Source organism: Leucobacter sp. CX169 (genome assembly GCF_017161405.1).
Classification (GTDB): domain Bacteria; phylum Actinomycetota; class Actinomycetes; order Actinomycetales; family Microbacteriaceae; genus Cx-87.
The window spans coordinates 2,416,312-2,443,281 of sequence record NZ_CP071051.1; the positions used below are offsets into that span (position 1 = coordinate 2,416,312).

The 26,970-nt window shown below is 65.4% G+C and carries 26 protein-coding genes; 17 read left to right on the top strand and 9 right to left on the bottom strand.

Features of this window, described 5'->3' with window-relative positions; translation table 11 throughout:
• Positions 1-132: 132 nt before the first annotated feature.
• The 3 genes from JW030_RS11060 to JW030_RS11070 form a co-directional block, all read right to left on the bottom strand.
• On the bottom strand, positions 133-4,974 hold the full coding sequence (locus tag JW030_RS11060) for a DUF11 domain-containing protein (RefSeq protein WP_188046765.1): 4,842 nt from the start codon (positions 4,972-4,974) through the stop codon (positions 133-135).
• Positions 4,975-5,854: 880 nt separating this feature from the next.
• Complete coding sequence (locus tag JW030_RS11065) at positions 5,855-8,986, bottom strand: DEAD/DEAH box helicase (protein ID WP_188046764.1); 3,132 nt, start codon at positions 8,984-8,986, stop codon at positions 5,855-5,857.
• A 119-nt stretch (positions 8,987-9,105) separates the two neighbouring features.
• The gene (locus JW030_RS11070; RefSeq protein ID WP_188046763.1) at positions 9,106-9,714 is read right to left on the bottom strand and encodes a hypothetical protein; all 609 of its coding nucleotides are present in this window, start codon (positions 9,712-9,714) and stop codon (positions 9,106-9,108) included.
• Between the two features lie 187 nt (positions 9,715-9,901).
• On the opposite strand from JW030_RS11070, the gene JW030_RS11075 reads away from it, so the two are divergent.
• Positions 9,902-10,186, top strand: a complete 285-nt coding sequence (locus JW030_RS11075) for a putative quinol monooxygenase (protein WP_188046762.1) — start codon at positions 9,902-9,904, stop codon at positions 10,184-10,186.
• Between the two features lie 57 nt (positions 10,187-10,243).
• Here JW030_RS11075 and JW030_RS11080 read toward each other — a convergent pair whose 3' ends face one another.
• Positions 10,244-10,408 (bottom strand): hypothetical protein, encoded by a 165-nt coding sequence (locus tag JW030_RS11080; RefSeq protein WP_188046761.1) that lies wholly within the window; start codon positions 10,406-10,408, stop codon positions 10,244-10,246.
• Between the two features lie 478 nt (positions 10,409-10,886).
• Here JW030_RS11080 and JW030_RS11085 point away from each other — a divergent pair, with 478 nt between their 5' ends.
• A complete protein-coding gene (locus tag JW030_RS11085; RefSeq protein WP_188046760.1) occupies positions 10,887-11,159 on the top strand; it encodes a DUF1778 domain-containing protein in 273 nt (90 codons plus the stop codon).
• A 137-nt stretch (positions 11,160-11,296) separates the two neighbouring features.
• On the top strand, positions 11,297-11,671 hold the full coding sequence (locus tag JW030_RS11090; RefSeq protein ID WP_241095436.1) for a GNAT family N-acetyltransferase: 375 nt from the start codon (positions 11,297-11,299) through the stop codon (positions 11,669-11,671).
• Between the two features lie 4 nt (positions 11,672-11,675).
• Here JW030_RS11090 and JW030_RS11095 read toward each other — a convergent pair whose 3' ends face one another.
• Both JW030_RS11095 and JW030_RS11100 read right to left on the bottom strand, forming a co-directional pair.
• Entirely contained in the window at positions 11,676-12,818 is a 1,143-nt protein-coding gene (locus JW030_RS11095) for a class I SAM-dependent methyltransferase (protein ID WP_241095437.1), read from the bottom strand.
• Between the two features lie 107 nt (positions 12,819-12,925).
• Positions 12,926-13,555, bottom strand: a complete 630-nt coding sequence (locus JW030_RS11100; RefSeq protein WP_188046758.1) for a M15 family metallopeptidase — start codon at positions 13,553-13,555, stop codon at positions 12,926-12,928.
• 88 nt (positions 13,556-13,643) lie between these two features.
• Here JW030_RS11100 and JW030_RS11105 point away from each other — a divergent pair, with 88 nt between their 5' ends.
• From JW030_RS11105 to JW030_RS11130, 7 genes are read left to right on the top strand one after another with little or no spacing between them, the layout of a single operon-like run.
• The gene (locus tag JW030_RS11105) at positions 13,644-14,327 is read left to right on the top strand and encodes a response regulator transcription factor (protein WP_188046757.1); all 684 of its coding nucleotides are present in this window, start codon (positions 13,644-13,646) and stop codon (positions 14,325-14,327) included.
• Positions 14,320-15,039: a HAMP domain-containing protein gene (locus JW030_RS11110; RefSeq protein WP_370567050.1), complete on the top strand. Its 720-nt coding sequence runs from the start codon at positions 14,320-14,322 to the stop codon at positions 15,037-15,039. The genes JW030_RS11105 and JW030_RS11110 overlap by 8 nt, the downstream gene beginning before the upstream one ends.
• A 10-nt stretch (positions 15,040-15,049) precedes the next feature.
• On the top strand, positions 15,050-15,403 hold the full coding sequence (locus tag JW030_RS13680; protein ID WP_371813478.1) for a sensor histidine kinase: 354 nt from the start codon (positions 15,050-15,052) through the stop codon (positions 15,401-15,403).
• Between the two features lie 10 nt (positions 15,404-15,413).
• Positions 15,414-16,361: a pirin family protein gene (locus tag JW030_RS11115; RefSeq protein ID WP_241095438.1), complete on the top strand. Its 948-nt coding sequence runs from the start codon at positions 15,414-15,416 to the stop codon at positions 16,359-16,361.
• 28 nt (positions 16,362-16,389) lie between these two features.
• A complete protein-coding gene (locus tag JW030_RS11120) occupies positions 16,390-17,064 on the top strand; it encodes an MBL fold metallo-hydrolase (protein WP_188046756.1) in 675 nt (224 codons plus the stop codon).
• A gap of 50 nt (positions 17,065-17,114) precedes the next feature.
• The gene (locus JW030_RS11125) at positions 17,115-17,438 is read left to right on the top strand and encodes a putative quinol monooxygenase (protein WP_188046755.1); all 324 of its coding nucleotides are present in this window, start codon (positions 17,115-17,117) and stop codon (positions 17,436-17,438) included.
• 23 nt (positions 17,439-17,461) lie between these two features.
• Positions 17,462-18,247 carry an FAD-binding oxidoreductase gene (locus JW030_RS11130; protein ID WP_206348564.1) on the top strand — a complete coding sequence of 262 codons (786 nt, stop codon included), beginning with the start codon at positions 17,462-17,464 and terminating at the stop codon, positions 18,245-18,247.
• 62 nt (positions 18,248-18,309) lie between these two features.
• Here JW030_RS11130 and JW030_RS11135 read toward each other — a convergent pair whose 3' ends face one another.
• The gene (locus JW030_RS11135) at positions 18,310-18,765 is read right to left on the bottom strand and encodes a glyoxalase/bleomycin resistance/extradiol dioxygenase family protein (RefSeq protein ID WP_241095439.1); all 456 of its coding nucleotides are present in this window, start codon (positions 18,763-18,765) and stop codon (positions 18,310-18,312) included.
• A gap of 20 nt (positions 18,766-18,785) precedes the next feature.
• A protein-coding gene (locus tag JW030_RS11140; protein ID WP_188046806.1) for an IS3 family transposase occupies positions 18,786-19,981 on the bottom strand; the annotation gives its coding sequence in 2 pieces (ribosomal slippage) (positions 18,786-19,694 and positions 19,697-19,981; 1,194 coding nt in all).
• A gap of 213 nt (positions 19,982-20,194) precedes the next feature.
• Here JW030_RS11140 and JW030_RS11145 point away from each other — a divergent pair.
• From JW030_RS11145 to JW030_RS11160, 4 genes are all read left to right on the top strand, one after another.
• Positions 20,195-20,980 (top strand): helix-turn-helix domain-containing protein, encoded by a 786-nt coding sequence (locus tag JW030_RS11145; protein ID WP_241095440.1) that lies wholly within the window; start codon positions 20,195-20,197, stop codon positions 20,978-20,980.
• Between the two features lie 41 nt (positions 20,981-21,021).
• Positions 21,022-21,501: a CrcB family protein gene (locus tag JW030_RS11150; RefSeq protein ID WP_188046571.1), complete on the top strand. Its 480-nt coding sequence runs from the start codon at positions 21,022-21,024 to the stop codon at positions 21,499-21,501.
• A complete protein-coding gene (gene crcB / locus JW030_RS11155; RefSeq protein ID WP_188046572.1) occupies positions 21,498-21,875 on the top strand; it encodes a fluoride efflux transporter CrcB in 378 nt (125 codons plus the stop codon). Before JW030_RS11150 ends, crcB begins: the two co-directional genes overlap by 4 nt.
• Positions 21,876-21,954: 79 nt before the next feature.
• On the top strand, positions 21,955-22,155 hold the full coding sequence (locus tag JW030_RS11160) for a hypothetical protein (RefSeq protein ID WP_188046573.1): 201 nt from the start codon (positions 21,955-21,957) through the stop codon (positions 22,153-22,155).
• Positions 22,156-22,239: 84 nt separating this feature from the next.
• Here JW030_RS11160 and JW030_RS11165 read toward each other — a convergent pair whose 3' ends face one another.
• Positions 22,240-22,731: a DUF6328 family protein gene (locus JW030_RS11165; RefSeq protein WP_241095441.1), complete on the bottom strand. Its 492-nt coding sequence runs from the start codon at positions 22,729-22,731 to the stop codon at positions 22,240-22,242.
• A 170-nt stretch (positions 22,732-22,901) separates the two neighbouring features.
• Between JW030_RS11165 and JW030_RS11170 the strand changes: the two genes are divergently transcribed.
• The 3 genes from JW030_RS11170 to JW030_RS11180 all read left to right on the top strand — a co-directional run bounded on the left by JW030_RS11170 (position 22,902) and on the right by JW030_RS11180 (position 26,958).
• Positions 22,902-24,113, top strand: coding sequence for a cation:proton antiporter (locus tag JW030_RS11170; RefSeq protein ID WP_188046574.1), 1,212 nt, complete (start codon positions 22,902-22,904; stop codon positions 24,111-24,113).
• 92 nt (positions 24,114-24,205) lie between these two features.
• Entirely contained in the window at positions 24,206-25,093 is an 888-nt protein-coding gene (locus JW030_RS11175; protein WP_188046575.1) for an oxygenase MpaB family protein, read from the top strand.
• Positions 25,090-26,958, top strand: a complete 1,869-nt coding sequence (locus JW030_RS11180; protein ID WP_188046576.1) for a glycerophosphodiester phosphodiesterase — start codon at positions 25,090-25,092, stop codon at positions 26,956-26,958. Before JW030_RS11175 ends, JW030_RS11180 begins: the two co-directional genes overlap by 4 nt.
• Positions 26,959-26,970 lie beyond the last annotated feature (12 nt).

Here is a 26,970-nt window from a genome sequence, read left to right on the forward strand (position 1 = left end):
ATCGGCGGAGGCGCATCTCTGTGTGGGCAATCGGGGGCGGGTCACACAAAGAAAAGAGATTCCCCCACCGTCACCCTGTTGACAGTGGGGGATTCTTACCTGGCGGTCAAATGGCCGACAGGGATCCTGCGATTATCCTTCGTTTCGGGCTCCTTCTTTCGCCTCCCGCTTACGCCGCATCACCAACAGTGCGCCAGCGGCAACCATCAGGCTGCCCAGGGCGAACAGGAACACTGGAATCTCACTGCCGGTGTGAACCAGAGGAGTGCCGCCAGCGGTCGGAGGCTGCGGAACCAACGGGGTCTCCGGAACCACTGGGGTCTCGGGGATCGGATCGGAGATCGGAGTCGACCAAGTCGATACTGCCGTGACCGGGTCGCCCTTCCACCTCGGCGTACCCGTCACTGATCCCACGTTGGTGTAGCTTTCGCTGTCACCCACTGAACCAGTACCCATGCACTCCATCGACTCGCCGACCTCAAGGGTGTCCTGCGGGCAGGTCACCACGACACCTTGATCGTCCGTGACAATCACGTTCTCAAGCGGTTGACCACCCGTGTTCACGACCGTGTACGTCCACGTCAGTTCGGCATCCTTCTCGACCCGGTCACCGATGGCAACATCCACAGCGTCCTTAATGATGCCGACCGTGACCGGCGGGAAGCCGAGCGGTACAGTCCACGGATCCGCATCGTCGACGGGCTCGCCAGAGACTGTGCCGACCGCATCGACCTCCATCAGGTTCGTGTACTCGTCGTCCGAACCGATAGAGCCGGATCCGGTGCACACCATCGCTTCGTTCACGTCGAGCGTGTCCTGCGGGCAGGTCACCACGACACCCTGGTCATCAGTGACGACGATGTCTTCCAGCGGCTCCTCGCCATTGTTAGTGACCGTGTACTGCCAGTCGACAACATGGAAGGCGGGAGTGAACTCGCCCTCGACCGCGTTCAGCGCACCCTTGACACCGACAATGCTCGGCACAGGGTAGCGCACCTGAATGGTCCAGGGGTCGTCATCCGTGACCGGAGTGTCCGTGAGAGTTGTGATGCCCCTGACCGTGCCGATGTTCGTGTAGCCGGGACCCGCGCCTATGCTTCCCGAACCAGCGCAGATCATGTTCGCGCCGACCGCGAGCTCCGTTGCGGGGCAAATCACGGCCACTCCCTGGTCGTCGACCAGCTCGATGTCTCCGATCGGCTCCTCGCCGTTGTTGGTGACGAGGTACTCCCAGTCAACAACGGTTCCGGGGATCTCGGTGCCTCCCTCGGTTACTGCGGGTGCGTACTTGTCCAGCGTGATGCCGACCGTGTACGGAGTCACGTTCACGGACCAGTCGTCAATATCTGACACTGGGGTGGCCGTGTACCCGCCGACCGCGCGAGCGGTAGCGATATTGGTGTAGCGCGAACCGAAGCCGACACTACCGGTACCGGTGCACACTGTACTGTCACCCACTACGAGGGTGGCGACCGGGCATGTGACCGGCACGTTCTGGTCATCCACCACTGTGAGGTTCACGAGCGTATCCGTGCCCGTGTTCGTGACGGTGTAGGTCCAGTCGACGAGAGTTTCTGCACCAACGGTGCTTCCCTCCGCAACGCCGGGAGCGTCCTTCACGAGATCAATGGTCGGAACGAGCGGAATGATCCGCACATCCCAGTCGTCGAGCGCGGTGACTGCGCCACCCGTGTGCAGTCCTGTACCTACCACGATGCCGGTGTTCTCGTACGGTGTCGCGGTGCCGACGTTGCCGGTGCCAAGGCAGTCCATACTGGCCCCGACAGCGAGAGTTGCTGAGGGGCAGAGGACAGCGACACCCCTGCTGTCAGTAACCACCAGGTTCTCAAGCTCCTCCGTACCGCCGTTCGTCACACGGTAGGTCCATTCAACGTCGGTGTTTGCTTCAATCAAGCTGCTCTGAGCAACTGACGCGGCAAACTTATCGAGAGACACGATCGGCTCCACTGCACGCACGGCTTCGGTGCACTCAGGGTCCGTGCTGTTCGGCGGGCAGTTCGTCGGGACGAGTCCGACAGTGCCGACGACGCGATTGATTGCGCCCGCAGCAGGGGTAGCTGCGGTGGCTCTCATCGTAATGGTGATCGTCGCTGATGCTTCTGGACCTAGATCGCCAACCCAAACGTAGGACTGGGTTGCGCTGTCATAGGTGACGGTGCCACTCGTGGAGGTAGGCGCAGACGCCTCCTCCATGTACGGCAGGATGCCAGCCACATTGTCGACCACACGGACACCGTTTACCGCCGACGTCAGCCGGTTGGTGACGTCGATGTTGTAGGTGACGAGATCACCGATTGCGACCGGGCCTCCCGCCTGCGGGCTCGACTTCTGCACAATGACATCGGCCGGCATCGCAATACCGGTGCGTGCGGTCTCCGCAGCAACCATCGACCCGGGGCCGTTGTTCGCGCGAGATGCAACCGAGTTCCAGGCAGGAACACCGCTCTGCGTCCCTGCAGGGATCTGCATGGAGAACGTGATGTCGATGCTCTGTCCGCCGGTCCAGTTACCCGGGAGGGTGATCTTCATGCCACGCACCGCTGAGTTACCGCCGAGCGACGCGGTGTTCGTCGTCCAATTGTTGACGCACGCAGTGAGCGCCGGGTTGACCTCGGGGCGGCACGCGTTGTCCGAGTTCGTAAACTCGACCACTGCGCCCACAGGGACAGGGGCAGTGAGACCCGAGAACACCGGGGTGAACTCACTTCCGCGCGGCTGTGTCGCCTGAGCTGCCACCGTGCCGGTGTCATTCAGGCGGGGAAACATGTCGTACATGACGATGTTGTTGAGCGTCGGCTGACCGGCGTTCTCCCAGTGGATGCGGTACTCGGCAGCGCCAGAAGGCGTGATTGCGGTCTGGTTTGCGCCGAACCAAGTCGACGTGCCCAGGTCGCGAGCGAATTTCTGTACAACAGAAGTCGCGGCAGCCTCACGGGGGAGAAACTGCGCCCAACCCGTTGCTCGACAGTTCGAGTCATCCGTTGCGAGACCATCATTGTCGATGTCGCGGGGATCACCCGGAGCGAGCGTGTTGTAGTGCAAGCAGCTCTGGACCTGAGTTGGCCCACCGTTCAGCGAGGTCATCGCTTCAACGGTTTGATAACCAAACCTGTTCCCCGTGCCCACTTCAACCACCGATGTGACTGAAATGTAGGGCCACGAAGCACTCGAATCCGTCACGTCAGGTACCGCGGGGGTTCCTGCGCGAGGGATCACGAGAATTCGGGGAAGGGTCCCTGCGGCATCGTCGCCCGGGATGAACGTGATGTCGTAGTTTGCGGTGACCAGGGCATTATCCTGGTCCCTGATGGCCACCGTTGACACGTTGCCACCGGGTATCGTGTATCCGGCCGGGAGCACTGTGGTGTAGCTCGGCAGGCCAAGAGCCGGGTCAAGACCCCAGGTGCCAAAGCTGCCGCGGATGGTGCGAACACCGCTACCCGGCGACTCGGACAGGCCAATGAACGCCACTGCGGTGTTCCGCTCCTTCACGACGCCAACACCAGGCGGGGTGATGCCTTCTTCCGCCCAACCGTTCGCGCCTTCCACATCGATGACCGCACGGTTATGCAAGTTCATGGAAGTGTCTGCCAGAGGCGTCAGTCGGGTGGTGAGATTGATGCGAATGCCACCGTCGAGAGTCAGCGGATTCAGCACCATCTTGAACCCAATCACTTTGCGGCCGCCGGAAAACGTCGGAAGAGCGGGAAGCCCAGCCAGAGGGTTCATTGCGGTATACGACTCAACGCTGCCGTCCGACATGTACAGGTCCAGGTTTTGATAACCCAGCCCTCGCTGCGCACCGTTGTCGGGAACTTCGTAGCTCACAATGTGCGTGATCGTCGCCAGTGGATCCAAGCAATTTTCCCTGGACTCGTAGCTCGGCATTCCCGGCGCCGAGTCTGGAATCGGGTTCGAGAGGCACGGCATCCACTCAGTGACAGTGAGCGTGTCTGCTTCTTTCATCTTCTGCGCGGTGATGTCGTAATAGTGCAGCGCAAGGTCGCCTGAGAACGCAAACGTGGGAGCGACGCGGAAAGGACCACACTGATTCGGAACGGCAACGTCTCCGGCTCCTGGGGCGACGCGGCCAATGGCGCACTTAGCGAACACGCCGGCGGGACGATCCTCGGGGATATTGTCGTGCGTCACGCTGCTGTTGGTGCTCTGGACGTTACCGGCCGTGTCGGTGAACGTCCGCGTTACCGAAGTCTCAAGGATGTCCGTGAACCAGCTTGATCCAACGTCATAGTGGTAGTCACCGGTGACCGGGTTCAGTACCCAAGCCGAGGGGTATTTCACCTTCACCTTGAACGGCACCTGAGCGAGGTTGCTGCAACCGCTCCAGGAAATTGTGTTTGCCACTGGGTCGTGGACTCCGCCGCCGCTCGCTGAAACGAACGTCGCGTTCGGGGGCAGCTGCTGAACAATAGAGACGGTTCCCGCGATGGCAGTGTCAGAGACGTTGCGCTGCTCGTCTCGGAAGACACACGATGAATAGGCGTGAGCGTTCGGGTCCCACACACCCTGAATCTCAGGGTAAATTGCGTAGGTGGTGAGCATGTTTTCAGGCTCACCCGGGATCGTGGCTGAACCTACGAACCGGATGACCACTGGAGCAAGGTCCTGGTTCGTGACGGTGTTAGTCATGACGTTTGAGGTGACCGTGGGGAAATTGGTGGAGCTGAGCTCCGCGGCACCGAAAGTGAAACCCACTCCGTCGCCGGTGGTGGGGTGAGGTTTCACTCGAACGAGGAAGTTCTCTGCCCGGCCTGCCAGAATCGTGTTCGCCGCGGTAAGTGTCAGAACGATCTTGTTGCCGGTCTTGTTGAGGCTCGAGGTAAATCCCGCAAGGGACCCAGCTGCGGGAACAACGGTGACCGCCCAAGTATCCATGTCCTCGATTGCGCCCGGGTGGGGATTGACAAGATCGATGGGGATGTCGATCTTCATATTTTCGCAGTTGTCAGATGCTACGCCTGAACACGACCATGACACGTCGAAATTCCACGTGCTTCCGACGCTCTGCGTCGCCGGAGTAGAGGTCGTTACTGCGATGAGGCCCGAGCTTGCAGCGTTTGCTGCGATGGCGGGAATGAGGGCGCTGCTGACTGCGATGGCGAACGCAACAACGTAGGCGAGTGCCTTGCCAGCCGTGCGTCTGAGAGATCCTGGGGGATGATCAAGACAATTTGGCCCAAACCTGGACACGCTTTTGTGCATTGAATGCTCTTCTCGAGGTAAACAGGGACCCAAATCAGGGTTCTATCCATTTATCTAAGAACGGGTGGTGCGAGTGAAAGCTAAATCCTGATGTGTACACCGAATTTGGTACTTTCTACGTCAGCACTGCCGCAAGGAGCCCCAGAAAAATCGGGCGCGGGGAGGAGGCCGCTGCCGGGTGCTTTTCATGCGGAATGTCCTGTCGGCTATCCGTGCCGCGCTGCTGCACCCGTCTGGCCCCGTCTTGGTCGAACAATCCGACGAATGGGAAGTGGTCGATCGCCACTGCGCTCGAAAAGAGTCCATACTGGAACTCAAAACCCTGAGCATGCCGACCAACGAGTCGGTCGAGAAGGTGACCCTACTTCCCGAACTCATTGCGGCGTCATCAGAAACACTGATCTGCACGCTGTCGAGAAGCTCCATCACTCGCCGGGACGTAACTCATGTGAACGATGGCCCACGGCGTTCATCCCCTTGAGAACACGGGAAATCAGTGATTTCAGCGGCTGGGTAGAGCGCGAGAAGTGCCCGCTGCGGACCGTTTCAAGAAACACCCGGTTCTCGGGCATTGCGGTTTGCGCATGGTTTGGCTCTTCACCTATGGGCGTCAGCCGAGTAGTTCGCGAACGTCCGCTGCCGTCAGCGCCTGCGCGAAGAGCTCCTCATCGTCGACGACCGCGTCGAAGAGGGCGCGCTTGCGCCGTTGCAGCTCAAGCACCTTTTCCTCGATCGTGCCCAGCGCAATCATGCGGAAGACGTGCACCGGCTTTTGCTGCCCGATGCGGTGGGTGCGGTCGATCGCCTGTGACTCGCTCGCGGGGTTCCACCACGGGTCGAGCAGGAACACCGTGTCTGCCTCGGTCAAGTTCAGGCCGACTCCCCCGGCTTTCAAGCTGATGAGGAACACGTCGGCTTCGCCGCGGCGGAAGCCCTCGATGACCGCGTCGCGGCCTCGCGTGCTCCCGTCGAGGGTCACGGTGCGCACGCCGGCAGCGTGCAAGCGCTCCCGCGCACGCTCGAGAAATGACGTGAACTGACTGAAGACGAGCGTGCGCCTGCCTTCCTTCGCCAGCTCAACGGCGTGCTCGGCAAGCGCCTCGAGCTTCGCGGACGGGAGATCGTCGTGCTGCTGGTCGATGAGCGACGCGTCGAGGGCGAGCATGCGCAGCAGCGTGAGGGAACGGAACACCGTGAAGCGATTACGGTCGAGATCAGCGATCAGCCCAAAGAGCTTCTGCCGCTCCCGCTGCAGGAACGCGTCATAGAGCTGCCGATGCCCAGGATCGAGCTCGATCTCGAGGATCTGTTCCTGCTTCTCGGGCAGCTCGGTGGCGACGAGGTCCTTCGTGCGGCGCAGCATGAACGGCCGCAGCCTGCGGCGAAGTTGTTCAATGCGCTGGGCGCGAAGTCGCGCCTGCACCGCCGGAGCACCACCGGCGCCGCGCCCGACCGACACCCCTGGGGCAGGTCGCTCGATCGTGTGCACATACTCTTCTGCGAATCGCCGCGCGGACGGAAAGAGGCCCGGGGCGACGATTTGCGAGATGGCGTGCAGCTCCCGCAACGAGTTCTCCATCGGGGTGCCCGTCACGGCAAGCTTCCATGACACGGGCAGCTGCTCCGCTAGCTCGTTCCCCATGGCGCGCGCATTCTTTACGAACTGCGCTTCGTCCAGGATGAGGCCGGCGATACCGCGCTCGGGGTGTTCCGCGACCTCCTGGTAGCGCTCGTAGTCGAGCCGGAAGAGGGCGTAGCTCGTGACGATGATGTCGGCTTCGGCGGCGTCCCGCTCCACCGTCTGGCCCGAGACGGCCTCAGTCGCGGTGCGCACCCGCACCCGCAGTTCGGGCGCGAAACGGGCCGCCTCGGCCGCCCAGTTGGTCATAACGGAAGTGGGTGCGACGACGAGAAACGGACGGCTCTCGGGAGCGCGAGTGCGCGACCCGTCGGCCGCAGATTCGCCCTGCTTGGCCCAGGCAATCAGCGTCAGACACTGCAGCGTTTTGCCCAGCCCCATGTCGTCGGCGAGTATTCCACCGAGTCGGTTGCGCCAGAGGAAGGCGAGCCAGTGGAAGCCGGCCAGCTGATACGGCCGCAGCTCCGCGCGGATCCCGGTCGGCACGTCGACCGGCGCCGGGTACTCATTGCCGACATCCTGCACAAGGGCGCGCCATTCAACCGCAGACTCCGACTCGTCCGCGAGATCCTCGAAGTCGGCCAAGAATGCCGCCTGGTGGCGGCTGATCCGGACCCCCGTCTCCCACTCCTCGAGGTTTTGGCCCTCGGCGATGAGTTCGGCGAGCGGGGTGAACGCCGGATGATTCAAGTGCAAGTACGAATTGTCGGTGAGGAGCAGTTTCTTCGCGCCCTTCGCTAGGGCGCGAAACAGCGGAGCGAAGGGCACGGTCTTGCCGTCAACGGTGATCAGCACCCCGAGGTCAAACCAGTCCTCCGTCTCGCTGGGAACCGTCGTGACCGTGAGCGTCGGCACCCCCGACGCTTCGCGGTAGTTCGGCGAGTCGCCGGTCTTGCGAACTTCGATGCCCGGGAGCTTCTCGATCCTGGGCACGGTCTCATGGAGAAACTCGGCTGCGTCAGCGCCACGCATCTCGACGACCGGTGGCATCTGTTCGGACTCGTCCGCCCAGGACTCCGGAATGACTCCGCCGTGAAACAGCTCGGACGGCAACAGCTCCGCGAGCACGGGAGCGGAGGCGCCCGAAACCCCCTCGGCCGTCCAGCTGAGCGTGAGCCGGTGCCCCCGCTGCCAGGCTGCGGTGAGCACCGCCGTTCCCGGACGCGGTGCCGGCAACGCAACCGAGTCGTCGACACTCTCCACCCGGAACCCCGTACGGAGCGCCGGCACGCCGTCGGCGAGAAATGAGTCGCGCTCTGCAGCCGGAACCGCCACGGGTATCGCTTGGTCTCCCGTTGCAAGCAGCCCAATCTCTGCCGCGCTCAACCCGCCGGCAACCGAAGCGAGATGCACTGCTCGGGCTTTGTCGCGCGCAGCTAGGTACAGGCCGTGGTCGGAGATGGCGCCGCTGTCCCGAAACGGCACCTCTTCGCCGTCCAGCGTGAGTCGGGGGCGCAGGTGCAGCCCTCCATCCGCTTGACTTGCGGCGTCGAGGCTCAGTACCGCCCCCGCATGCAGTTGCACCGGGGTGTGGCTTCCGGAGGAGACCAACTTGATGTTCAGCGCCTCGGCCTGGTGCAGCATCGCCCAGAGCGCTGGGCTGACGAAATCGTCGAAAAACACCCAGCTTGCGTCTTGGCCGACCGCCAGCGGCGCGGCGGCTCGGTGGAGCGCAAAGAACTGACGGAACCATCGCTGCTGGGACCCGTCAAGGTGTAGCCGGCCACCTTGGTGACCGATGTTCGACCACGTCAGGTTCCCGCGAGCCCAGCCCCGCTCGGTGCGCTGCGCTGGCCGCGTTCCGAGACGGTAGATACCGCTGCCAGGATCCTGCCCGGGCTTGATGGCGCGCGAAGTGGGCCCGTTCCAGCGCTCTGTCGTGCGCGGGATCATCTCGCGCAGTTCAAACTGCAGCGCCAGCGGCGTGAATGGCTCAGAATCCGAATCAGCATTCACCGCGACACGAGAAGTTGGAGCTGTCGCGCGGGGATCGATGAGCCTGCCCAGTTGCTCACGCCAGTCGGCGGCGGGCGCCGCGAACGCCTCAGCCGCATTGCTGGGGCTCGATGCTTCTGCGGCGAGATGCCGCTGGGGTTCATTCATTGTCGATCTCATCGTAGAAGGTTCCACCGACACTGACTGACAGTCAGCGCCGAGGCACCCCGCCAACTCAGGCGGCAAATTTGAGCCGCACTCGAGACCTTTGCGCGTCGTTCTCTCGGCTAGATGACTCTCTCCGCCGCATCTCGCGCAGCAAGAATACTTCTGCCGAGTTTGCGAAGGTCGCCTGGGACCTGAAAAGCCCACGAGCTTTCGCCAGAACCTGTCTCATGCACGGCGATCTGGCCGCCTACGTTTGGCAACTGGACGAACACCGAGGAGGGGTCGTCAACGTCGTTCCAGGCGACACCATGCTCCAGCGGCAGGAGCCACCAGTCCGGCATCCCGAAAAGCTCGCTTTCCGTCGGGGGGACGCGCCGGTAAATCCGCTCAAATTCACGAACCGTGGCAGCGGGAATCAGCGTACTGAGCAGTTTGGGGCGAGTGTCTTCTTCCCCTGCCGCGGTGAGCAGCAAACCAATTTCGAGAGTGTCAACGTCCAAATGACTATCTGTGCCGTCGTCGGAGTCGTCGTGTGGGGCCGTGTTCACAAACCCAACGACGCGACCGTTCTCGGTCTCAGCGACCAGCGAGACAGCCTGACCTTCTGCGCCAGCTTGAAGGTTGGCGCGGAGTATCGCGGTGAGATCGATATCTCCGCCTGGGTCTTCGAAGAGCGCGATCACCCCATCGAAGTGCCGTTCGGAGAGTCGCAGGATCGCTGTAGCCATGCCCACAACGATACGGGCAGGTCAGCTCGACGCTCACGTCGAATACACGTGACCCGGTCGACATCCCAGACAAACGCTGCGTTGGTAAGGTGAGCTTGCTCGAGGCTCCCCCTGATGGCGGCCCGGGCAGAGTCAGCGAGCCGTGAGTTCGAGCCCTTCCGGTCCACCACTTACCTCTGGAGCGACGTTGATCAGAGTTCATGTCGGGAGCACCGTCAAGCCCGAGCACCTCGACGAGACGCTCGAGGTCTACCGCGCACTGGTGTCGGAAACGCTCGCGGAACCCGGATGTGTCAGCTACGAACTGTTGCAACTGCGCGAAGATCCGTGCGAACTCATGCTGGTTGAGCAGTGGCTCTCGCAGGCGCACCTCGACGCACACACGCAGACCCCGCATTTCACGGCTGCGATGCGTCGGCTCGAAGCTCTCGAAATCGCGGAACCGGCCCGGATCTACACCGCGGCTCTGTAGGTCTTTCTCGGACGAGTTCGCTCAGGCCGACGAAGACGAATGTGCCCGAGCGCGCCCCTACCTGGAGTAGCTTCCGGCAGCGGCGCGCTGCTCGTCAGCATGCTTTCGGAGGGCGGAAAGCACTGCGCCGCGAATGATGGCCCACAGGATCCACAGTGAAACGATGGTGCCCAAGAGCGAGAAAACTATGGTGAATATAAGCATCAGCGAGGCATTGTCCATGAGATCATGGTACTTCCTCGTAATTCAGGAGCACGGCTGCGGATTGCCCCAATTGTTGTGCCGGAATCCCGCCGGGAAGACGCCGCGGTCATCCCGACGGAAGCCCGTCTACGTCAGCTGGCATGGCAAGCCGTCGCGCAATAGAAGCACCCATCCACATCACTGAAGTGACGTCGAGCTGCCAACACCGCGCCTTGGCAAGTTGAGTGAAACCCCCAATGAAATCTGATCAGACGGCTTCGGAAGACAACCCTTCAACGATGCGAGGTCGTGCACCTCATGGTCCCGTGACCCCGGCTGAGCATTCCTGTTTACAATGTAGTTCGGCACTAGATTCCCTATTTCTGCTCACGTCGTCGTGAACACTGTCACGGTATCCCGAGCCTCCGACATTGAGCTCAAGCACCACTCAAAGCGGTGTCTGAACATCACGTCACCCAGAGGAGCAATGTACGGCATATTGCCGTACACTGCTGTCATGTCCGCCACCAAGTCCGATCGCCTCGAGCTGCGACTGACGCGCGATCAGAAGTCCGAGATTGAGCAGGCAGCCGCACTGTCGGGCCGATCGGTCACAGACTTCTCGGTGTCGCTGCTCGTGAGAGAGGCCGAACACGTGATCCGCGTCGAACGGGACCTTCGCATGTCGAAGGAGTCCTGGGACGCATTCAACGCGATCCTCGACCAGCCGGCGAAGCCCATCAGTGGTCTCGCAGACCTACTCGGCCGCCCGACGGTTTTCGAAGATTGAGCTTCCGCAGCCCTCGGCCGCTGCTCCCCTCTGACGACACGGCGAGCTTCGACTGTGGCGCACCATCACTGAACAATTGGCTTCGTGCGCGCGCACTGAAGAACGAAACCACCGGGGCGTCGCGAACATTTGTTTCGATGTACAGCAAGTCCGACCTCGTCGCCGGCTACTACTGCCTCTCCGCGAGCTCGCTACTGCAGGAGAACACGCCGGGCGCCCTCCGGAGAAATATGCCTGATCCCATTCCGGTGATCCTCATCGGCCGCCTCGCGGTCGACCAGCGCTTCTCAGGCAATGGCCTCGGCGTCTCGCTGTTGCAACACGCTGTGGTCAAGGGCCTCGAGGCATCCCGGATCGTCGGTGCTCGCGCATTCGTTGTGGACGCGCTTGACGAGCAAGCCGAGGCCTTCTATCGCAAGTTCGGATTCGAGCCTATGCCTCCGGCGAGTAAGCGCGCCATGTACCTGCTCGCGAAGGACGCCGAGGCGACCGTAGCAAGAATGGCTCCGTGAGGAGCTACCCCTGCACTCGCAGCCGCCACAGCGAGGTGACCTCGCGCGAGCGTGCGGCGTGCAGAATGTCCGAAGCGTCGGACGCCCGGCCGTGCGTCGGCACCGTGTCGAGCCGGTCAATCACGACGAGCCCCGCCTGCTCGATCGCGTCGAGCAGCATCTGTCGACTGCGCAGCCCCAAGTGTTCCGCAAGGTCCGACAGGATCAGCCAGCCCTCGCCCTCCGCAGTGAGGTGGTCCGACAGACCGCCGAGGAACTGCAGCAGCATCTGGCTGCCCGGGTCGTAGACCGCCGCGTCGAGCGAGGTGGTCGCGGCTCCCGGCAGCCACGGCGGGTTGCAGACCACGAGCGGCGCCCGCCCCTCGGGGAACATGCTGGTCAGCTCCGCCGAGGCAAACGAGGCGATGCCGAGCCGCGAGAAGTTGTCGTTCGCGCAATCGACGGCGCGCTGGTGAATGTCCGTCCCCACGACCCGGGCGACGCCCCGGTGCGCGAGCACCGCGGCGAGCACGCCCGTGCCGGTGCCGATATCGAACGCGAGCTCCCGCGACGGCAGCGGTGCCTGCGCCACCAAATCGACATACTCGTGCCGAGTGGGCAGGAAGGTGCCATACCTCGGGTAGATCTTTGCGCCCAAGCTGGGCACCTCGACGCCGGTCACGAACCACTGGTGCGCACTCAGTACCCCGGTGAGCTCTTGCAGACTGACGACCGCCGGGCCGCGTCCGAACCCCGGCTGCTCGCTGTATCCGAATGCGACCGCCGCATCGACCCGAGGTGCACGGGGCAGGGGCAGCGCGGCCGCGCCGTCCGCGTCAAAAGTAAGCGGCACCAGAATCAGCGACATCATCCGCGAGCGCTGGGCTCGAGCCTGGCGAAGGCGATAGAACTCGTCCGCATCGGAATCGGCAGGACGAGGCGCCTTCTTTTTGCCGCCCTTGGCGAGGCGGCGATCGATCGCGCTCAGAATCTGCTTGGCGTTATGGAAGTCACCGAGCCACAGCATCGCGGTACCCTGCGCCGCATACTTCACGGCCTGATCGGCGGTGAGGCGGTCGTCGACCACGACCATCTTCTTCGGAGCGGGACGATCGTTGGTGGACCACCACGCGGCCGTTTCTGCCGACCCGTCATGCTCCCAGCTCAACAGCTGAGGCTCGGATTTCGGTTCCTGTGCGATGGGAAATCACCCTTGTTTGGCGGCGGCTGGTAACCAGGCCCATCCTACCGATCGACCTTGCGCGATCCCCCGCCTTACTGCAGCCGCGGGTCCGCCGTCGGGTCGAGGTATGGCTCGGGGCAGCCGTTCGTGACCGCCTCGGGTCGCAGCTCGTAGTGCCATGACTCGTTGCTATAGGTCTGGCAGAGGCCGTATTGGCCGCCATACTGCGACAGCCAGTACGTCGCATCGAAGGGGCCAATGTCGACTGCGTCGCCCGAGACGTGTGACGAGGACTCGGCGGGCGCGACCCAGCGCGACGCTTCCTCGCGAGACCCATACGTGTCGACAGCCTGTTCGAGCAGGCTGTTTTGGAGCGCCGGTGAGCGCCACCCGCTGTTGAGGAAGAACTCGATGCCCTCGGCCGACGCGTCCGTCGCGGCCTGGCGCACCGCCGCGAGCAGCTCGGGGTTGAGCCTGGTGACGGCGGCGAGATGATCATCGAACACCGAGACGGTCAGCTCGGAGCTGACGACGCCGTCCGCCTCGCCGGGCTCGCCCCCGCCGCCGAAGTACTCGGCGACGACGGCGCCGGCGCGATCCTGCGAGAACACGGACGCGGCGAGGCCCTGCGCGAGCACCGCGATGAGCAGGATCGCGACACACGTCACCCCGACGACGATGAGATTGCGAACGGTACGCGACGTTTCTCTTGAGCGGTTCATGCTCTCGACTGAAGCGACCCACGTGTTGCGAGGGCGTATGCGGTTTTCGATACGCCGGCGATAGGTCCGGGTGCGTAGCATCGGGGACATGAGAGTGCTGATCGTCGAGGACGAGCCGCTGCTGGCGGAGGGGATCCGCGACGGTCTGCGCCTCGAGGCGATCGCCGCCGACATCGCGGGCGACGGCGACGCCGCGCTCGAGCTGCTCAGCCTCAACACCTACGACCTCGCGGTGCTCGACCGCGACATTCCGGGCCCGTCCGGCGACGACGTCGCCCGGTTCATCGTCGGCTCGGGAAGTGGCATCCCGATCTTGATGCTGACCGCGGCTGACCGCCTCGACGACAAGGCGTCCGGTTTTGAGCTGGGCGCCGACGACTATCTCACCAAGCCTTTCGCGCTCAGGGAGCTCGTGCTGCGGCTGCGCGCCCTCGACCGGCGGCGAGCGCAGTCCCGCCCGCCGATTCGCGAGATCGCCGGCCTGCGACTCGATCCCTTCCGGCGCGAGGTGTTTCGAGACGACAAGTATGTGGCTCTGACCCGCAAGCAGTTCGCCGTGCTCGAAGTGCTCGTCGCCGCGGAGGGCGGCGTCGTAAGCGCCGAGGAGCTGCTCGAACGAGCCTGGGACGAGAACGCCGACCCGTTCACCAATGCCGTCCGCATCACGGTCTCCTCCCTGCGCAAGCGCCTCGGCGAACCCTGGCTCATCTCCACGGTGCAGGGAGTCGGCTATCGCATCGGCGAAGACGCGGGCGGCCCGAGCAATGCCTAGGCAGCAGGGCCTCAGCGTCCGCTTCCGGCTAACCCTGAGCTACGCAGGGTTCCTCGAGCTCGCGGGCGGCCTGCTGCTCGCCGTCGTCTGGGCGTTCCTCCTGCGCTACGTGCCGGACGGCCCGATCTATTCCGATGACGGCTTCATCCCGAACCGCACCGACCTGCTGCGCGCCTTCGCGCCGGCCGCTGCCCTCGTCCTCCTGTTTCTCCTCGTCATCGGTCTCGCGGGCGGCTGGTTTCTCGCGGGGCGCATGCTCGCGCCGCTCGGGCAGATTGCCGATGCGGCCCGCCTGGCCAGCACCGGCTCCCTGTCGCACCGGATCCGGCTCGCCGGGAAGGGGGACGAGTTTCGCGAGCTCGCCGACGCCTTCGACCACATGCTCGAGCAGCTCGAGGCGCAGGCCGCGGCGCAGCAACGGTTCGCGGCGAATGCCTCGCACGAGCTACGCACCCCACTTGCGATCACGCAGACGCTCCTCGACGTCGCCCAGCAGGATCCTGCCCGCGACGTCGACGCCCTCATCGCCCGCCTGCAGGGAGTGAACACGCGCGCGATTGAACTCGCCGATGCGCTGCTCCTCCTCAAACGCAGCGGGGACGCGGTGGTTGCCCCCCACAACGGAGGACCTCTCGCTCATCGCAGAGGAGGCGGCGGAGAACCTACTGCCCCTGGCCGAGCGACGGGGCATCACCCTCGAGGTCACCGGTGACGCAGCCCAGGTGCTCGGCTCACAGACCATGCTCCTGCAGATGGTGACGAATCTCGTGCACAACGCGATCGTGCACAACCTCGACCGCGACGGCTGGGTCATCGTGGAGACGGCGCACGAGCGGGGCGTGGCCGTGATTCGGGTCTCGAACTCGGGGCCGCCCACCGTGCCGGCTGAGATCACGGGACTCGTCGAGCCGTTCCGGCGCGGCGCGGGACGAGCCCGCGGCTCGGATGACCACGCGGGTGTCGGGCTGGGACTCGCGATCGTGCACAACATCGTCCTGGCACATCGCGGCGCACTCACGATGGAGCCGCCCGCAGCTGGCGGCATGGTCGTGTCGGTGCACCTCCCCGCGGCGTAGGGTGTGACTCGTGGAAATCTTCGAGCCCCGCGAGGTGCCGCTCGGCGGCCTGCGCGCCATGGACGTGCGGCGCACCTTGCCGCGGCGCGGGAAGTCGCTGATCGGCGCGTGGTGCTTTCTCGACCACTACGGGCCGGACGATGTTGCGCTCACGGGCGGCATGCTCGTTCCCGCCCACCCGCACATCGGGCTGCAGACGGTGAGTTGGCTGTTCGCCGGCGAGATCGAACACCGCGACAGCGCCGGATCCCGAGCCCTCGTGCGCCCGGGCGAACTGAACCTCATGACGGCAGGCAGCGGCATCAGCCACTCCGAGCGGTCGACCCCCGCGACCGCCCTGCTGCATGGCGTGCAGCTCTGGGTCGCGCTGCCCGAGCACGCCAGACACATGAAACGCGAGTACGAGCACCATGTCCCGCCGGTGCTGAGCGGGCCGGGCTGGGCCGGGCAGGTGTTCATGGGCGCGCTGCTCGGGGTGCGCTCCCCCGTACATACGCACACCGAGCTCGTCGGCGCCGAGCTTCGGCTCGATCCCGGTGCATCGATCCGGGTACCGATCGATCCGACGTTTGAGCACGGGATCCTGCTCGATACGGGAGAACTGCACCTCACGGTCGACGGGAGCACGGTCGACGTGCCGACGGCGCACCTCGCATTCAGCGCGGTCGGCCCCGGGGAGATCACGTTGACCGCGGGAGCCCCAGGCGCCCGGCTGATCCTGATCGGCGGGGTCCCCTTCGGCGAGAAGATCGTGTTGTGGTGGAACTTTGTCGGCCGCGACCACGGCGACATCGTGGCGGCCCGCGAGGCGTGGCAGCGCGAGTTCGAGCTGGCGGGGAGCGGCGATGCGGCCGCACCCGACGGGCCAAGCCCGCGCTTTGGCCTGCCGCGGGACGAACCGGACCCGCCGCTGCCTGCCCCCTTCCTCCCACTCTCGCGCCTCATTCCCCGGGCATAACGACGCGCGGGCAGGTTAGCCTGGCACCATGACCGATTCCACGCTGCTGTTCGACCTCCCCACCGTCACGATTCGCCGTGCCGTCGTGTCGGAGATGGAAAACAACGTCTACCTGCTCACGGCGAAACAGACCGGCACCCAGGTGCTGATCGACGCGGCCGACGACGTGCCGGCAATCGAGGCGCTCATTGCCGACGCGGCCGCTGACGCCGACTCTGAGGTCGAGCCCGAACTTGCGATCATCGCCACCACCCACAGCCACTGGGACCACATTCGCGCGCTCGCCGAGCTGGCCGACGCCTACGATGTGCCCACCGCGGCGGGGGCCGACGATGCCCCGAGCATCGAGGACGAGACCGGGGTGTCCGCCGAGTGCCTTCTCGGACACGGCGATGTGTTGAACCTCGACGGCATCGTGCTGACGGCCGTGCACCTTCGGGGCCACACCCCCGGCTCGATCGCGTATGTCCTGGAGACACCGGGCGAGGCCACCATTATCTTCAGCGGCGACTCCCTCTTCCCGGGCGGGGTCGGCAACACCCAGGACGACGCGGAGCGCTTCACGTCCCTCCTGAACGACGTTGAGGAACGACTGTTCGCCGCCTACCCCGACAGCACCATCGTGTTGACCGGTCACGGCGGCTCGACCACGCTCGGCGCAGAACGCCCCGCCCTCCCCGAGTGGCGCGAGCGCGGCTGGTAAGTCCCGCACACCTGGGTGGGCCACTCAGCACCCAAATCTAGACTGGCGGCATGTACTTCATTGTCGTCAAGTTCGAAACCAAGCCCGAATTCACCGATCAGTTCATGGACCTGGTGGGTCCGTTCACCCGCGCCACCCGCGAAGAGCCCGGCAACCTCTGGTTCGACTGGTCGCGAAGCGTCGAAAACCCCGCAGAATTCGTCCTCGTCGAGGCGTTCCTCGATGACGAGGCCGCGGGCGCACACGTGAACAGCGCTCACTTCGCGGCGGGCCTCGAAGCCATGCGCCCGGCGCTGGTCGCCACCCCGAAGATCGTCTCGCGCAAGGTGGAGGGCGACTCCTGGGGCGAGATGGGCGAGCTACAGATCGGCTAGTGGCCGGGCGGTAGCATCGGGCTATGTTCCCGAACGCTCACGGCGGCGAGCGCCCGATCCTGGTGGTGGGCGCCGGCGTCGTCGGCGCATCCGTCGCGTACCATCTTGCGCGCGCGGGCCACCCAGTGCTCGTGCTCGAGCAGGATCAGGCCGCAAGCGGTGTGACGCGAAGCTCGTTCGCCTGGGTCGGGGTGGCCAAGAGCACCGCCTCCGCGTACTCCGATGGGCTTCGCGCGGAAGCCGCGCGCGAGTTTGCCCGCCTCGAGCGCGAGCTCCACACGCCGTTCGGGCTGCGCCGTCGCGGCGCCATCACCTGGGAGGCATCGGAGGCCGCGACGCGGGCGTTTGTCCTGGGCCACCAGGCAGTGGGCCATCCTGCCGAGTTGATCGATCGGGCCGAGGTCCTGGCCCGCGAACCGGGGCTTCGCGATTCCCCCGCTGTGGCGGCACTCTCGGCCCGCGACGCCGGGGTTGATCCGGTCGCCTTCACCCGCGCCCTGCTCGACGCGGCGTGCGCACACGGGGCAAGCGTGCGGCACGGGGTTACGGTGACCTCTCTCCTCATCGAAGGACGGAGGGTGCTCGGGACACAGACCCCGGGCGGCCCGCTCCTGGGTTCGACTGTCGTGCTCGCCGCGGGGACCGCGACTGCAGGGCTCGCCGCAACCGCAGGAAGTGCCGTCGACGTCGACACGTCGTCACCGGCCGGCCGGTGCCGCGGGCGGGAGCACCGCTGCTTGGGTTCGCGCCTGAGGTGTCGGGACTGTACCTCGCGGTGGCCCATCCCGCGATCATCCTGTCGGCGGTGATCGGTGCACACACCGCGCGGGACTTCGCCGTCAGCTAGCGTGGCCGCACGGGCACCCGACGGCTACTGGCCCTGCGTCGCCGCCCACTCGGCGACGCGCTTAACGCTCTCCTCCTCCGACAGATCCTCGACCCGCGACATAATCGACCAGCGCACGCCGAAGGGATCCCGGATCGAGGCGAAGCGGTCGCCCGAAACGAAGTTCGTCGCAGGCTCGCGCACCGTGGCGCCCGCCGCGACGGCCCGCTCGAGAAGCGCGTCCACATCGAAGCAGTAGAACCCCATCGAATAACAGTCCACATCCCCCTCGGGCGGCGTGACGAGGCCGTAGGCGGGGTTCGGTTCGCCAAGCTGCATTCGCCCGTTCCCGAAGTCCACGTCGGCGTGCACGACCCTGCCCTCCCACTCGGTGACGTCAATGACGCACGCGCCCATCACCTCTTGGTAGTACCGCAGGGCCTCCCTCGCCCGCGGGATCGCCAGGAACGGCGTCAGCGAGGTCGATCGGGTCTGCTGCACGGTTAGGTGACAGTTTCTAGTCACGCAGCCAGTGCGGCTGGCGTGTTCATGATGGCCTCGAAATCGATCGGGGTCAAACGGCCGAGTCGGGGTTGGCGTCGGCGGCGGTGGTAGGTTCGTTCGATCCAGATCACGATCGCTATGCGCAGCTCCTCGCGGGTGGCCCAGGAACGGCGGTTGAGGACGTTCTTTTGGAGCAGACTGAAGAACGATTCCATGGCAGCGTTGTCACCGCATGAGGCGACTCTGCCCATCGACCCGACGAGGCGATTGCGGGTCAGAGCCCGCAGGAACTTCTGGCTGCGAAATTGCGATCCACGATCGCTGTGAACCACACAGCCGGCGACGTCACCGCGCATCGCGATGGCATTCTCCAGAGCGTTGACGGCCAGACTGGACTTCATTCTGGAGTCGATCGAGTACCCGACGATCTTGTTCGAGAACACGTCTTTGATCGCGCAGAGGTAGAGCTTGCCGTCCGTGGTGGTCCTGTGCTCGGTGATATCGGTCAGCCAGAGTTGGTTCGGCTTCTCGGCGGTGAACTCGTGCCGGACACGACCATTCTCGTCGGTGACCGTGCAGAGATCGTCGTGGACGGCCGGGCCGGGCTTCTTGCCGTTCCTGCCCCGTTTCTTCCCGAACACGCTCCACCACGCGTTGTCACGGCAGATGCGCCACGCTGTCCGGTCAGCCATTGCCTCCCCGACGTCGCGGGCCTCGTCCGCGAGCAGCCGGTGACCGAACTCGGGATCGTCGTGGTGGGCATCGAACAGCGCGTTCGCACGATATGCCTCGACCACCTCACTACCGGCGATCGGGTCGAGCAGCCACCGGTAGTAAGGCTGGCGAGCAAGCTTGAGGACCCGGCACGTCACCGCGACAGGGATCCTGTCCTCGGCGAGCTCCTTCACGAGCGGGTAGAGCCTTTTCCCGGCAGATTCGCCTGCGACAGATATGCCGCAGCCCGCCGGAGGACCTCGTTCTCCTGCTCAAGGAGGCGGATCCTCTTGCGCGCTTCGCGCAGCTCCACCGCCTCGCCGCGGGCCTGGCCCGGCTTAGAGCCGTCATCGACCGCAGCGCGTTGCAACCATTTCTGCAGCGTCATCGGATGGACCCCGAAGTCTTTCGCGATCTGCTCAATCGTCACTCCGGGTTCGCGACCTCGAGCGACTTTCACAACACCGTCACGGAACTCACTGGGATAAGGCTTAGGCACAATGACATCCTTCCAGGCCGCCCTCCCGGGCAAGCCAACTCAGATGTCACCTAACCGTGCAGCAGACCCATCCGTGCGGAAGCCCGTCGGTCGTGTGTGCTCCGGTAACCCCGCGCAGGGGCGTAGTGTGAGTGTCCATAACTTGACGGTAGACGAGCGGTATCTCGCGTGTCTTGGCAATTCGCGATACGTTTCACGATCGCAGGGAGCAGCGTGGTGGACGAAGCAGGGCTCGGCGGAATCCTGTACCCCACCCGGCTCCCCACATTCCATCGCGTCCCCGCTCCGACCGAGCTCGTCGAGCTCGTGCGGTGGTTCTGGATCCCGCGATGGGACCTCGCCCCCGGGCGGACGTCGCGGCAGACGATTCTGCCGTTTCCGGCCTCGAATCTCGTCGTCGGGCCCGAGGGGGTGACGCTTTCCGGGCCGACGACCGGGGTCTCGCACCGGGACCTTCGTGGGAAGGGGTGGGCGGTCGGCGCCCTGCTGCGCCCGGCCGCGGCGGCGTCCCTCTCCTGGGCGCTCGAGGACATCGCCGACACCGAGGTAATCTTCGAAGCACCAGAGCTTCACTTGGCCGTCGCGGAAGCAATGCAGAAGGACAGCGCGGCCGCCCGGGAGCGCGCGGCCGACGCGTTCGCCGCCTGGATCACGGCACTTCTGCCGCGCCCCGAACAGGCCGATGAACTGGGCAACCAGCTCGAAGATCTCATCGCGTCCGATCGATCCATCGTCCGCGTCGACCAATTGGCCGAGCGCCTGGCGATGTCGACGCGCAGCGTACAACGACTCGCGCTGCGCACCGTCGGGCTGCCGCCCCTCGCAGTGATCCGCCGCTATCGCCTGCAGGAAGCCGCGGAACGCCTCCGATCCGCGCCCGAATTCACCATCGGACAGATCGCGGTCGATCTCGGCTACAGCGACAACGCCCATCTCACGGCAGACTTTCACCGGATCCTCGGAATCACGCCGACCGCGTACCGTCGCGACCAGGCCTAGCCCGGCGACGTCGCTGGGGCCCGCACGAGTAAGGTCGTTCCATGGGCACGCGCATCGAGCATTCCGGGGACACCCGCGCTCGCCCGCCACACCTCCGCGCGACCTTTCTCGCCAGTGTGGCGTTGGGGGGCGCCGTCGGCGCCGCCACCCGAGAGGGCCTCGCGCTCGCTATCCCGCCGCTCGGCGACGTCCCCGTCGCGATCGCGTTGATCAACGTGAGCGGAGCGTTTCTCCTGGGCTGGCTCTTCGAAGCGCTCGCGCACCTCACACCTGACGACCCGACCCCGCGACGCCTGAGGCTGCTCTTGGGCACCGGTTTCTGCGGCGGCTTCACCACCTACAGTGCGCTCGCCACCGGAACAGCCCTGCTCATCGTGGACGGGCGGCCCGGCGCAGCCGCTGCCTATGCTCTGGGCACGGTCATCGTCGGGGCCTTCGCCACCTGGGCGGGCATCGCGCTCGCCGCCGGCCTGCGTGCGCGCTCGCGGCCGCGCCCCTCTCCCGACGGGACCGCCAGGTGACGCCGCTCATCTTCGCGATGCTTGCGCTCGCGGGTGGCGCGGGGTCGGCGGCCAGGTTCTTCGTCGACGGCCTCATTCGCACGCACCTCCGCACACAGTTCGTCTGGGCCACGACCATCGTCAACGTGTCGGGTTCGCTCGTCCTCGGCGTCCTCACCGGCATCGCGCTGACGGATTTGGTACCTCACGAGCTCGGAGTCGTGCTCGGCACCGGGTTCTTGGGCGGTTACACGACCTTCAGTACCGCAAGCTACGAGACGGTGCACCTGATTCAGCAACGCCGCTTTGGCGCCTCGCTGATGAGCGGCATCGGCATGCTGGTGTTCTCCGTGGCCGCCGCCTTGCTCGGGTTGTGGCTCGGCACACGGTTCTAGCGCAGGATCCCTGGGCCGGTCGGGGAATACTCAGCAACGCTCCGTAGCGTGGGGGTTCCCTTCACGAGAGGAGCCTCCAATGGGCATTCTGGATAACGCAAAGGAAACCGCCGAAGCCGCCGCCAAGAAGATTGGTGACGTTGTGGAAGAAGGCGTCGACAAGCTCAAGGACAAGGCTGACGAGGTGCGAGCCGACCTCGACGTAAAGAAGGCTGAGGCTGAACGGGACGCCGTCAAGGCGCGCAACGAAGCGAAAGAGAAGCTACGCGACGATCAATAGGTTTTCTCCGCATGAACGAAGTGCCTGGCCCCTGCGGGGGCCGGGCACTTTTCTGTGTGGCGGCTGGGGCCGCGCCGGCCACCGCTAGTCTGGATCCCGAATCTTGGCCGCGATTCCGGCCCGGTGCGGAATGACGATCCACACACCGACGAGGACCGCGGCGATACCGCCCGCCGCGATGATCCCCGCGAGGCGTCCAAGTACGAAGTCGAAGATCAAGAGGCTGATGCCGGTGACCGTCGTCGCCACTCCCCAGAGGGTGATCCTCGCGAAGCGATCGGCATAGGCGACGATCCAGTCCTTCGCCTGCTTCCGGAACAGATACCGGTGCAGGCTCACCGGCGCCAACCCCGCGATGGTCGTGAGCACAGAAATGACGACGAGCGCGAGGTAGACCGTCAGCTGGTACGAATCGAGGTCGGTGAAGCGCGATTGGAACACCGCTGCCAGCAGAAAGCCCGTGATGATTTGCGTGCCGGTCTGGATGACGCGCATCTCTTGCAACAGCTCATTCCAGTTGCGGTCGAGCCGCTCTTTCGGCGTCTCATCGATCGGGTGATCCCCCTCAGGCGGCACGATGGGTCCCCTCAATGTTCTCCGACGCTGCACTGCGCCGGGCAACCCTGCTGCATGTTCATGTTCGAGCCTCGCAATGGTTGCGACCGCCTCACTCAAAAGTACTTTCCAAGATACACCGAGGTCGCCGGTACAGTGGGAAGTCAATTCGTCGACTCAACGGGGAGCCCATGCAAGAGACCGCGATCGCGCTCGTCTTTGTCGCCGCGATCGCCGTGCTTGCGCCCATTCTGGCGGCGGTTGTGCGCCGCGCCCTCCTCGTCCCCCTCGTCGTCTTCGAGATCGCCCTCGGCATGGCAGTCGGCCCGAGCTGGCTCGGCTGGGTGAGCGACTCCTCCCTTCTCGAGATGCTCTCCACGCTCGGGCTCGCCATGCTGTTCTTCATGGCGGGCAACGAGATCGCGCCTTCCGCGCTCACCGGGCGTCCCGCCGCCCGCGCCTCCCTGGGGTGGCTGATATCGCTCGGCATCGCGCTCGCGGCAGGCTTCACCCTCGGGCAGGATCCTGCCGCTTCTCTCGTCATCGCGATCGCGCTCACGGGCACCGCGCTCGGCACCATCATGCCGATCCTGCGCGATGCGGGGCTGTCCAAGGGTCCGCTGGGGGCGGTGATCGTGCCGTTCGGCGCGATCGGCGAGTTCGCTCCCCTCGTGGCGATCTCCATTTTCTTGAGCGGCCGCAGTCCGCTCGCCGGCACGATCGTGTTGCTCGTCTTCGTGGCGATCGCCGGGGTCGCGGTGTGGCTCGCGGCGACCGGGCCGCGGGACTGGCTGCACCGCTTAGTGCGCTCTACCATGCACACGAGCGGCCAGTTCGCGATTCGCTTCGTCGTGCTCGTCCTCGCGGCGCTCGTCGCAGTCGCGGTGCTACTCGGTATTGATTTCCTGCTCGGCGCCTTCGTCGCGGGCATGCTCGCGAGGCTCGCTCTGCGCGGCGGAGACCCCGAGGACGAGGCGGTTGTCGAGGCCAAGCTCGAATCGCTCGCCTTCGGGTTCTTCGTGCCCGTGTTCTTCATCATGACCGGGGTGACATTCCCCCTCGACAAGCTGCTCGCCGACCAGCGCGCGCTCATCCTGGTGCCCGTGTTCGCCCTGGTGATGCTGCTCGCGCGCGGGGTGCCGGCGTTTCTGCTCGCTGGGCGCGGGGCCTCCGTGTCCGACCGCCGCACGGCCGCCTTGTTTACCGCGACCACTCTGCCGCTCGTCATCGCGGTCACCCAGATCGGTGTCGACGAGCAGGTGCTGACGCCGAGCCTCGCGGCCGCGATGGTGGGTGGCGGCATGCTGTCGGTACTGCTGTTTCCGATGCTCGCGCTCCTCGGTCGGCCCCGCGTCGAGCCATCGGCCGATGCGGATGCGCTCGACATCGACGCGCACGAATAGCGACCCGCGGCGACTCGATTGGCCGAAGCGACCGCCACCTCATAAACTTGCATACAGTCCAGGTCACTGACGCTCAGGGGGAGCAGCACATCATGAACACTCCGGCACCGACGACGAGCACCACTCCCACTCCGGCGGCGGTCGTCCGCGAGGACGACGGGTACTTTGGCCCGGACAGCGTGAGCTGGCGCCTGTTCGCCGATCCGTCGGCGAAGCTGGGCGGCGTCGCGGCGATCCTGATGCAGGCACTGAACCCGCAGATGATGCGCCTCTTCGACGCGGCAAGCGGGTATGCGACCGACATGGCCGGCCGCGCCGAGCGCACGGGCCGGTACATCGACACCACCATCTTTGGTGACACAGCGCACGCGGATGCCGCGGGCGAATCGGTGCGACGCATGCACGCCGCGAGCCGCTGGACCGACCCGCAGACCGGCATCGAGCACCGCGCCGACACCCAGGCGTGGCTGGAGTGGACCCACAACACCGTCACTTGGGGAGTCCTCCGCGCCGCTGACGAGTTTGGCCCGGCGCTCACCCCGGCAGAGCAGGACGCGTTCGTGCTCGAGCAGCACGTCGCCGCCCGCCTGGCCGGCGTCGACACCGAAGGGCTCTCCGCCACCCGCGCCGAACTCGATACCTATATGGACGCGCAGCGCGGCTGGATGGCCCTGACGCTCCCCGCCGCCGAACTCGCGAAGAACCTGCGCCGCCCGGGCCTCCGCGGCAACCCCCTCAAGGTGTGGACCGGCATTGTGATCCAGGACGGGATCCTGTGGCTGCTGCCCGAGTGGGGCCGCGAACTCTACGGGATCGAGGGGCGCCCCATGAACCTGCGTGCCGCGGCCGCGACCACCAAGAAGATGATCGCAACGGCACGGCGCAGCGCGGGGTACGACCAGATCATCACCGAGATCACCGATCGGGTCGACACGCACCCGTACCGCAAGGTGCGGGCCAAGAAGGCAAACGCAGCGTGAGCCCGCGCGCACCGCGTCGACCGTTCTTCCGCTCGACCGGCCTGTTCGTCCGGGAGGCGTTTCGGACCATCCGCGCGGGCGGGTGGCGGCTCGTCGCGCTGTACGCCGGGAGCCAGCTCGCCATCATCCTCGTCGCGCTTCCCGTCATCCGCTGGCTCTTCGCCGAGGCGCTGCGGGCGAGCGGCATGGTCGGGCTCGACCTCGGAGCGCTCAGCATCGGGCCGGGACTCCCGATCACGCTGCTGCTGATCGTGGTCATCACGCTGCTCGCGTTCTGGCTGATCTCGTTGCAGCTGGCGCTTCTGATCATTGCACTCGGCAGGATCCGGGCCGGGGAGTCGTTGCACCTGCGGGTCGTCGCGGCGGACCTCAGCCATATCGCGAAGAAGCTGGTGCGGCCCTCCTCGGCGCCGCTCGTCGGGCTCTTGTTCTTCCTGATGCCGCTTGCCAACTTCGGCTTCATCTCGGTGCTCACGCGCGCGATCTCGGTGCCGGCGTTCATCACGGGAGAGCTGGAGAAAACCACGGGCGGGACGATCGCGCTGATCGTGTTCTTCGCGGCGATCGCGTTCCTGAACCTGCGCTTCGCGCTCGCGTTGCCCATCTTCGCGCTGAGCGACGCGACCGGTGGCCGCGCGATGCGTGCGAGCTGGCGGCTCACCCGCGGCTTTCTCACACGGGCCTCGGTGCTTGCGGCGGGGGCACTCGCGATCCTGTTCGGCTCTGTCGGCATTGCGCTCGTGAGCGCGTTCGCCCTCGTCCCGACGGTCATCAGCGACCTGCAGACGCCCGGCGCCTCGGTCACCGTCGCGGCCTTCAGCCTGGGCGTCTCGCAGGTCATCGCCGTCGCATTGGCAGGCATCACGGTTGCGGCGCTCGCGGCCGTCCTCGTCTCCGCCCTCGCGAGCTGGGCGGACGAGCTCCCGGCCTCCATCACGCTGCGCGAGCTGGGCGGGGGCCTCGACACGCAGACCGTGGCGCACCGCACCGGGTTCAACCGCAGGTCCGCGCTGATCCTAACCGGCCTGGCCGCCGCAATCGTGCTCGTGCTCGGATTCGCGAACCTGCGCGTTGTGCAGGAGCTGAGTAGCCACCCCGACACTCTGGCACTCGCGCACCGCGGCTTCAGCCAGGAGGGCGCCGAGAACACCATCGGGGGCCTAGAGGCCGCGCACCGGGCTGGCGCGGACTTCGTCGAGATCGATGTCATGGAGACGAAGGATCGTCAGTTCGTCGTGATGCACGACGCAAACCTGTCGCGGCTCGCCGGACGCGACGAAGCCGTCGCGGACCTCACGTTTGACGAGCTCACCGCCATCACGGTGACCGATCAGTACGGCCACGAGGGGCTCATTCCCTCGCTCGAGGAGTACCTGAACCGGGCCGACGAGCTCGACCAGCCGCTACTCATCGAGATCAAGCTGCACGGGGGCGAAGCGCCCGAGCTCGTGCCCCGGCTGGTCGCAGAGATCGAGGGGCTGGGATATCTCGAAGACCACATCTACCACGGCCTCGACAAGCCCACTATCGAGTCCCTCAAAGCGTTCCGTCCGAACCTGACGGTCGGGTACACCATGGCCTTTGCCGGCTCAGACGCCCCCGACACGACCGCAGACTTCATCGTCGTCGAGGGCTGGTCCTCGACCCCGGCGCTGCAGCGAGCGGCGCTGAACAAGGGACTCGCCTACCTGGTCTGGACCGTGAACGACCCCGAAGAACAGCGCCAGCTGCTGCGCGACGACGTCGACGGAATCATCACTGACCGTCCGGATCTCGCGATCGAGTCCCGCGGGGAAATGGACCAGGATCAGGGTGTCGCCGGGGTGCTCTCGGACGCGCTCGCGCGGTTGGTGCGGCTGGGGTAGCCGAGGTAGCTG

What these genes read in the sequence shown, in the direction of transcription:
- JW030_RS11170 (WP_188046574.1), top strand. Translation starts at nt 22,902, where the DNA reads ATGCAAGAGACCGCGATCGCGCTCGTCTTTGTCGCCGCGATCGCCGTG.
- JW030_RS11090 (WP_241095436.1), top strand. Translation starts at nt 11,297, where the DNA reads ATGTACAGCAAGTCCGACCTCGTCGCCGGCTACTACTGCCTCTCCGCG.
- JW030_RS11080 (WP_188046761.1), bottom strand. Translation starts at nt 10,408, where the DNA reads ATGGACAATGCCTCGCTGATGCTTATATTCACCATAGTTTTCTCGCTC.
- JW030_RS11125 (WP_188046755.1), top strand. Translation starts at nt 17,115, where the DNA reads ATGTACTTCATTGTCGTCAAGTTCGAAACCAAGCCCGAATTCACCGAT.
- JW030_RS11070 (WP_188046763.1), bottom strand. Translation starts at nt 9,714, where the DNA reads ATGGCTACAGCGATCCTGCGACTCTCCGAACGGCACTTCGATGGGGTG.
- JW030_RS11105 (WP_188046757.1), top strand. Translation starts at nt 13,644, where the DNA reads ATGAGAGTGCTGATCGTCGAGGACGAGCCGCTGCTGGCGGAGGGGATC.
- JW030_RS11150 (WP_188046571.1), top strand. Translation starts at nt 21,022, where the DNA reads ATGGGCACGCGCATCGAGCATTCCGGGGACACCCGCGCTCGCCCGCCA.
- JW030_RS11110 (WP_370567050.1), top strand. Translation starts at nt 14,320, where the DNA reads ATGCCTAGGCAGCAGGGCCTCAGCGTCCGCTTCCGGCTAACCCTGAGC.
- JW030_RS11060 (WP_188046765.1), bottom strand. Translation starts at nt 4,974, where the DNA reads ATGAAGATCGACATCCCCATCGATCTTGTCAATCCCCACCCGGGCGCA.
- JW030_RS11130 (WP_206348564.1), top strand. Translation starts at nt 17,462, where the DNA reads ATGTTCCCGAACGCTCACGGCGGCGAGCGCCCGATCCTGGTGGTGGGC.
- JW030_RS11085 (WP_188046760.1), top strand. Translation starts at nt 10,887, where the DNA reads ATGTCCGCCACCAAGTCCGATCGCCTCGAGCTGCGACTGACGCGCGAT.
- JW030_RS11100 (WP_188046758.1), bottom strand. Translation starts at nt 13,555, where the DNA reads ATGAACCGCTCAAGAGAAACGTCGCGTACCGTTCGCAATCTCATCGTC.
- JW030_RS11175 (WP_188046575.1), top strand. Translation starts at nt 24,206, where the DNA reads ATGAACACTCCGGCACCGACGACGAGCACCACTCCCACTCCGGCGGCG.
- JW030_RS11160 (WP_188046573.1), top strand. Translation starts at nt 21,955, where the DNA reads ATGGGCATTCTGGATAACGCAAAGGAAACCGCCGAAGCCGCCGCCAAG.
- JW030_RS11065 (WP_188046764.1), bottom strand. Translation starts at nt 8,986, where the DNA reads ATGAATGAACCCCAGCGGCATCTCGCCGCAGAAGCATCGAGCCCCAGC.
- JW030_RS11120 (WP_188046756.1), top strand. Translation starts at nt 16,390, where the DNA reads ATGACCGATTCCACGCTGCTGTTCGACCTCCCCACCGTCACGATTCGC.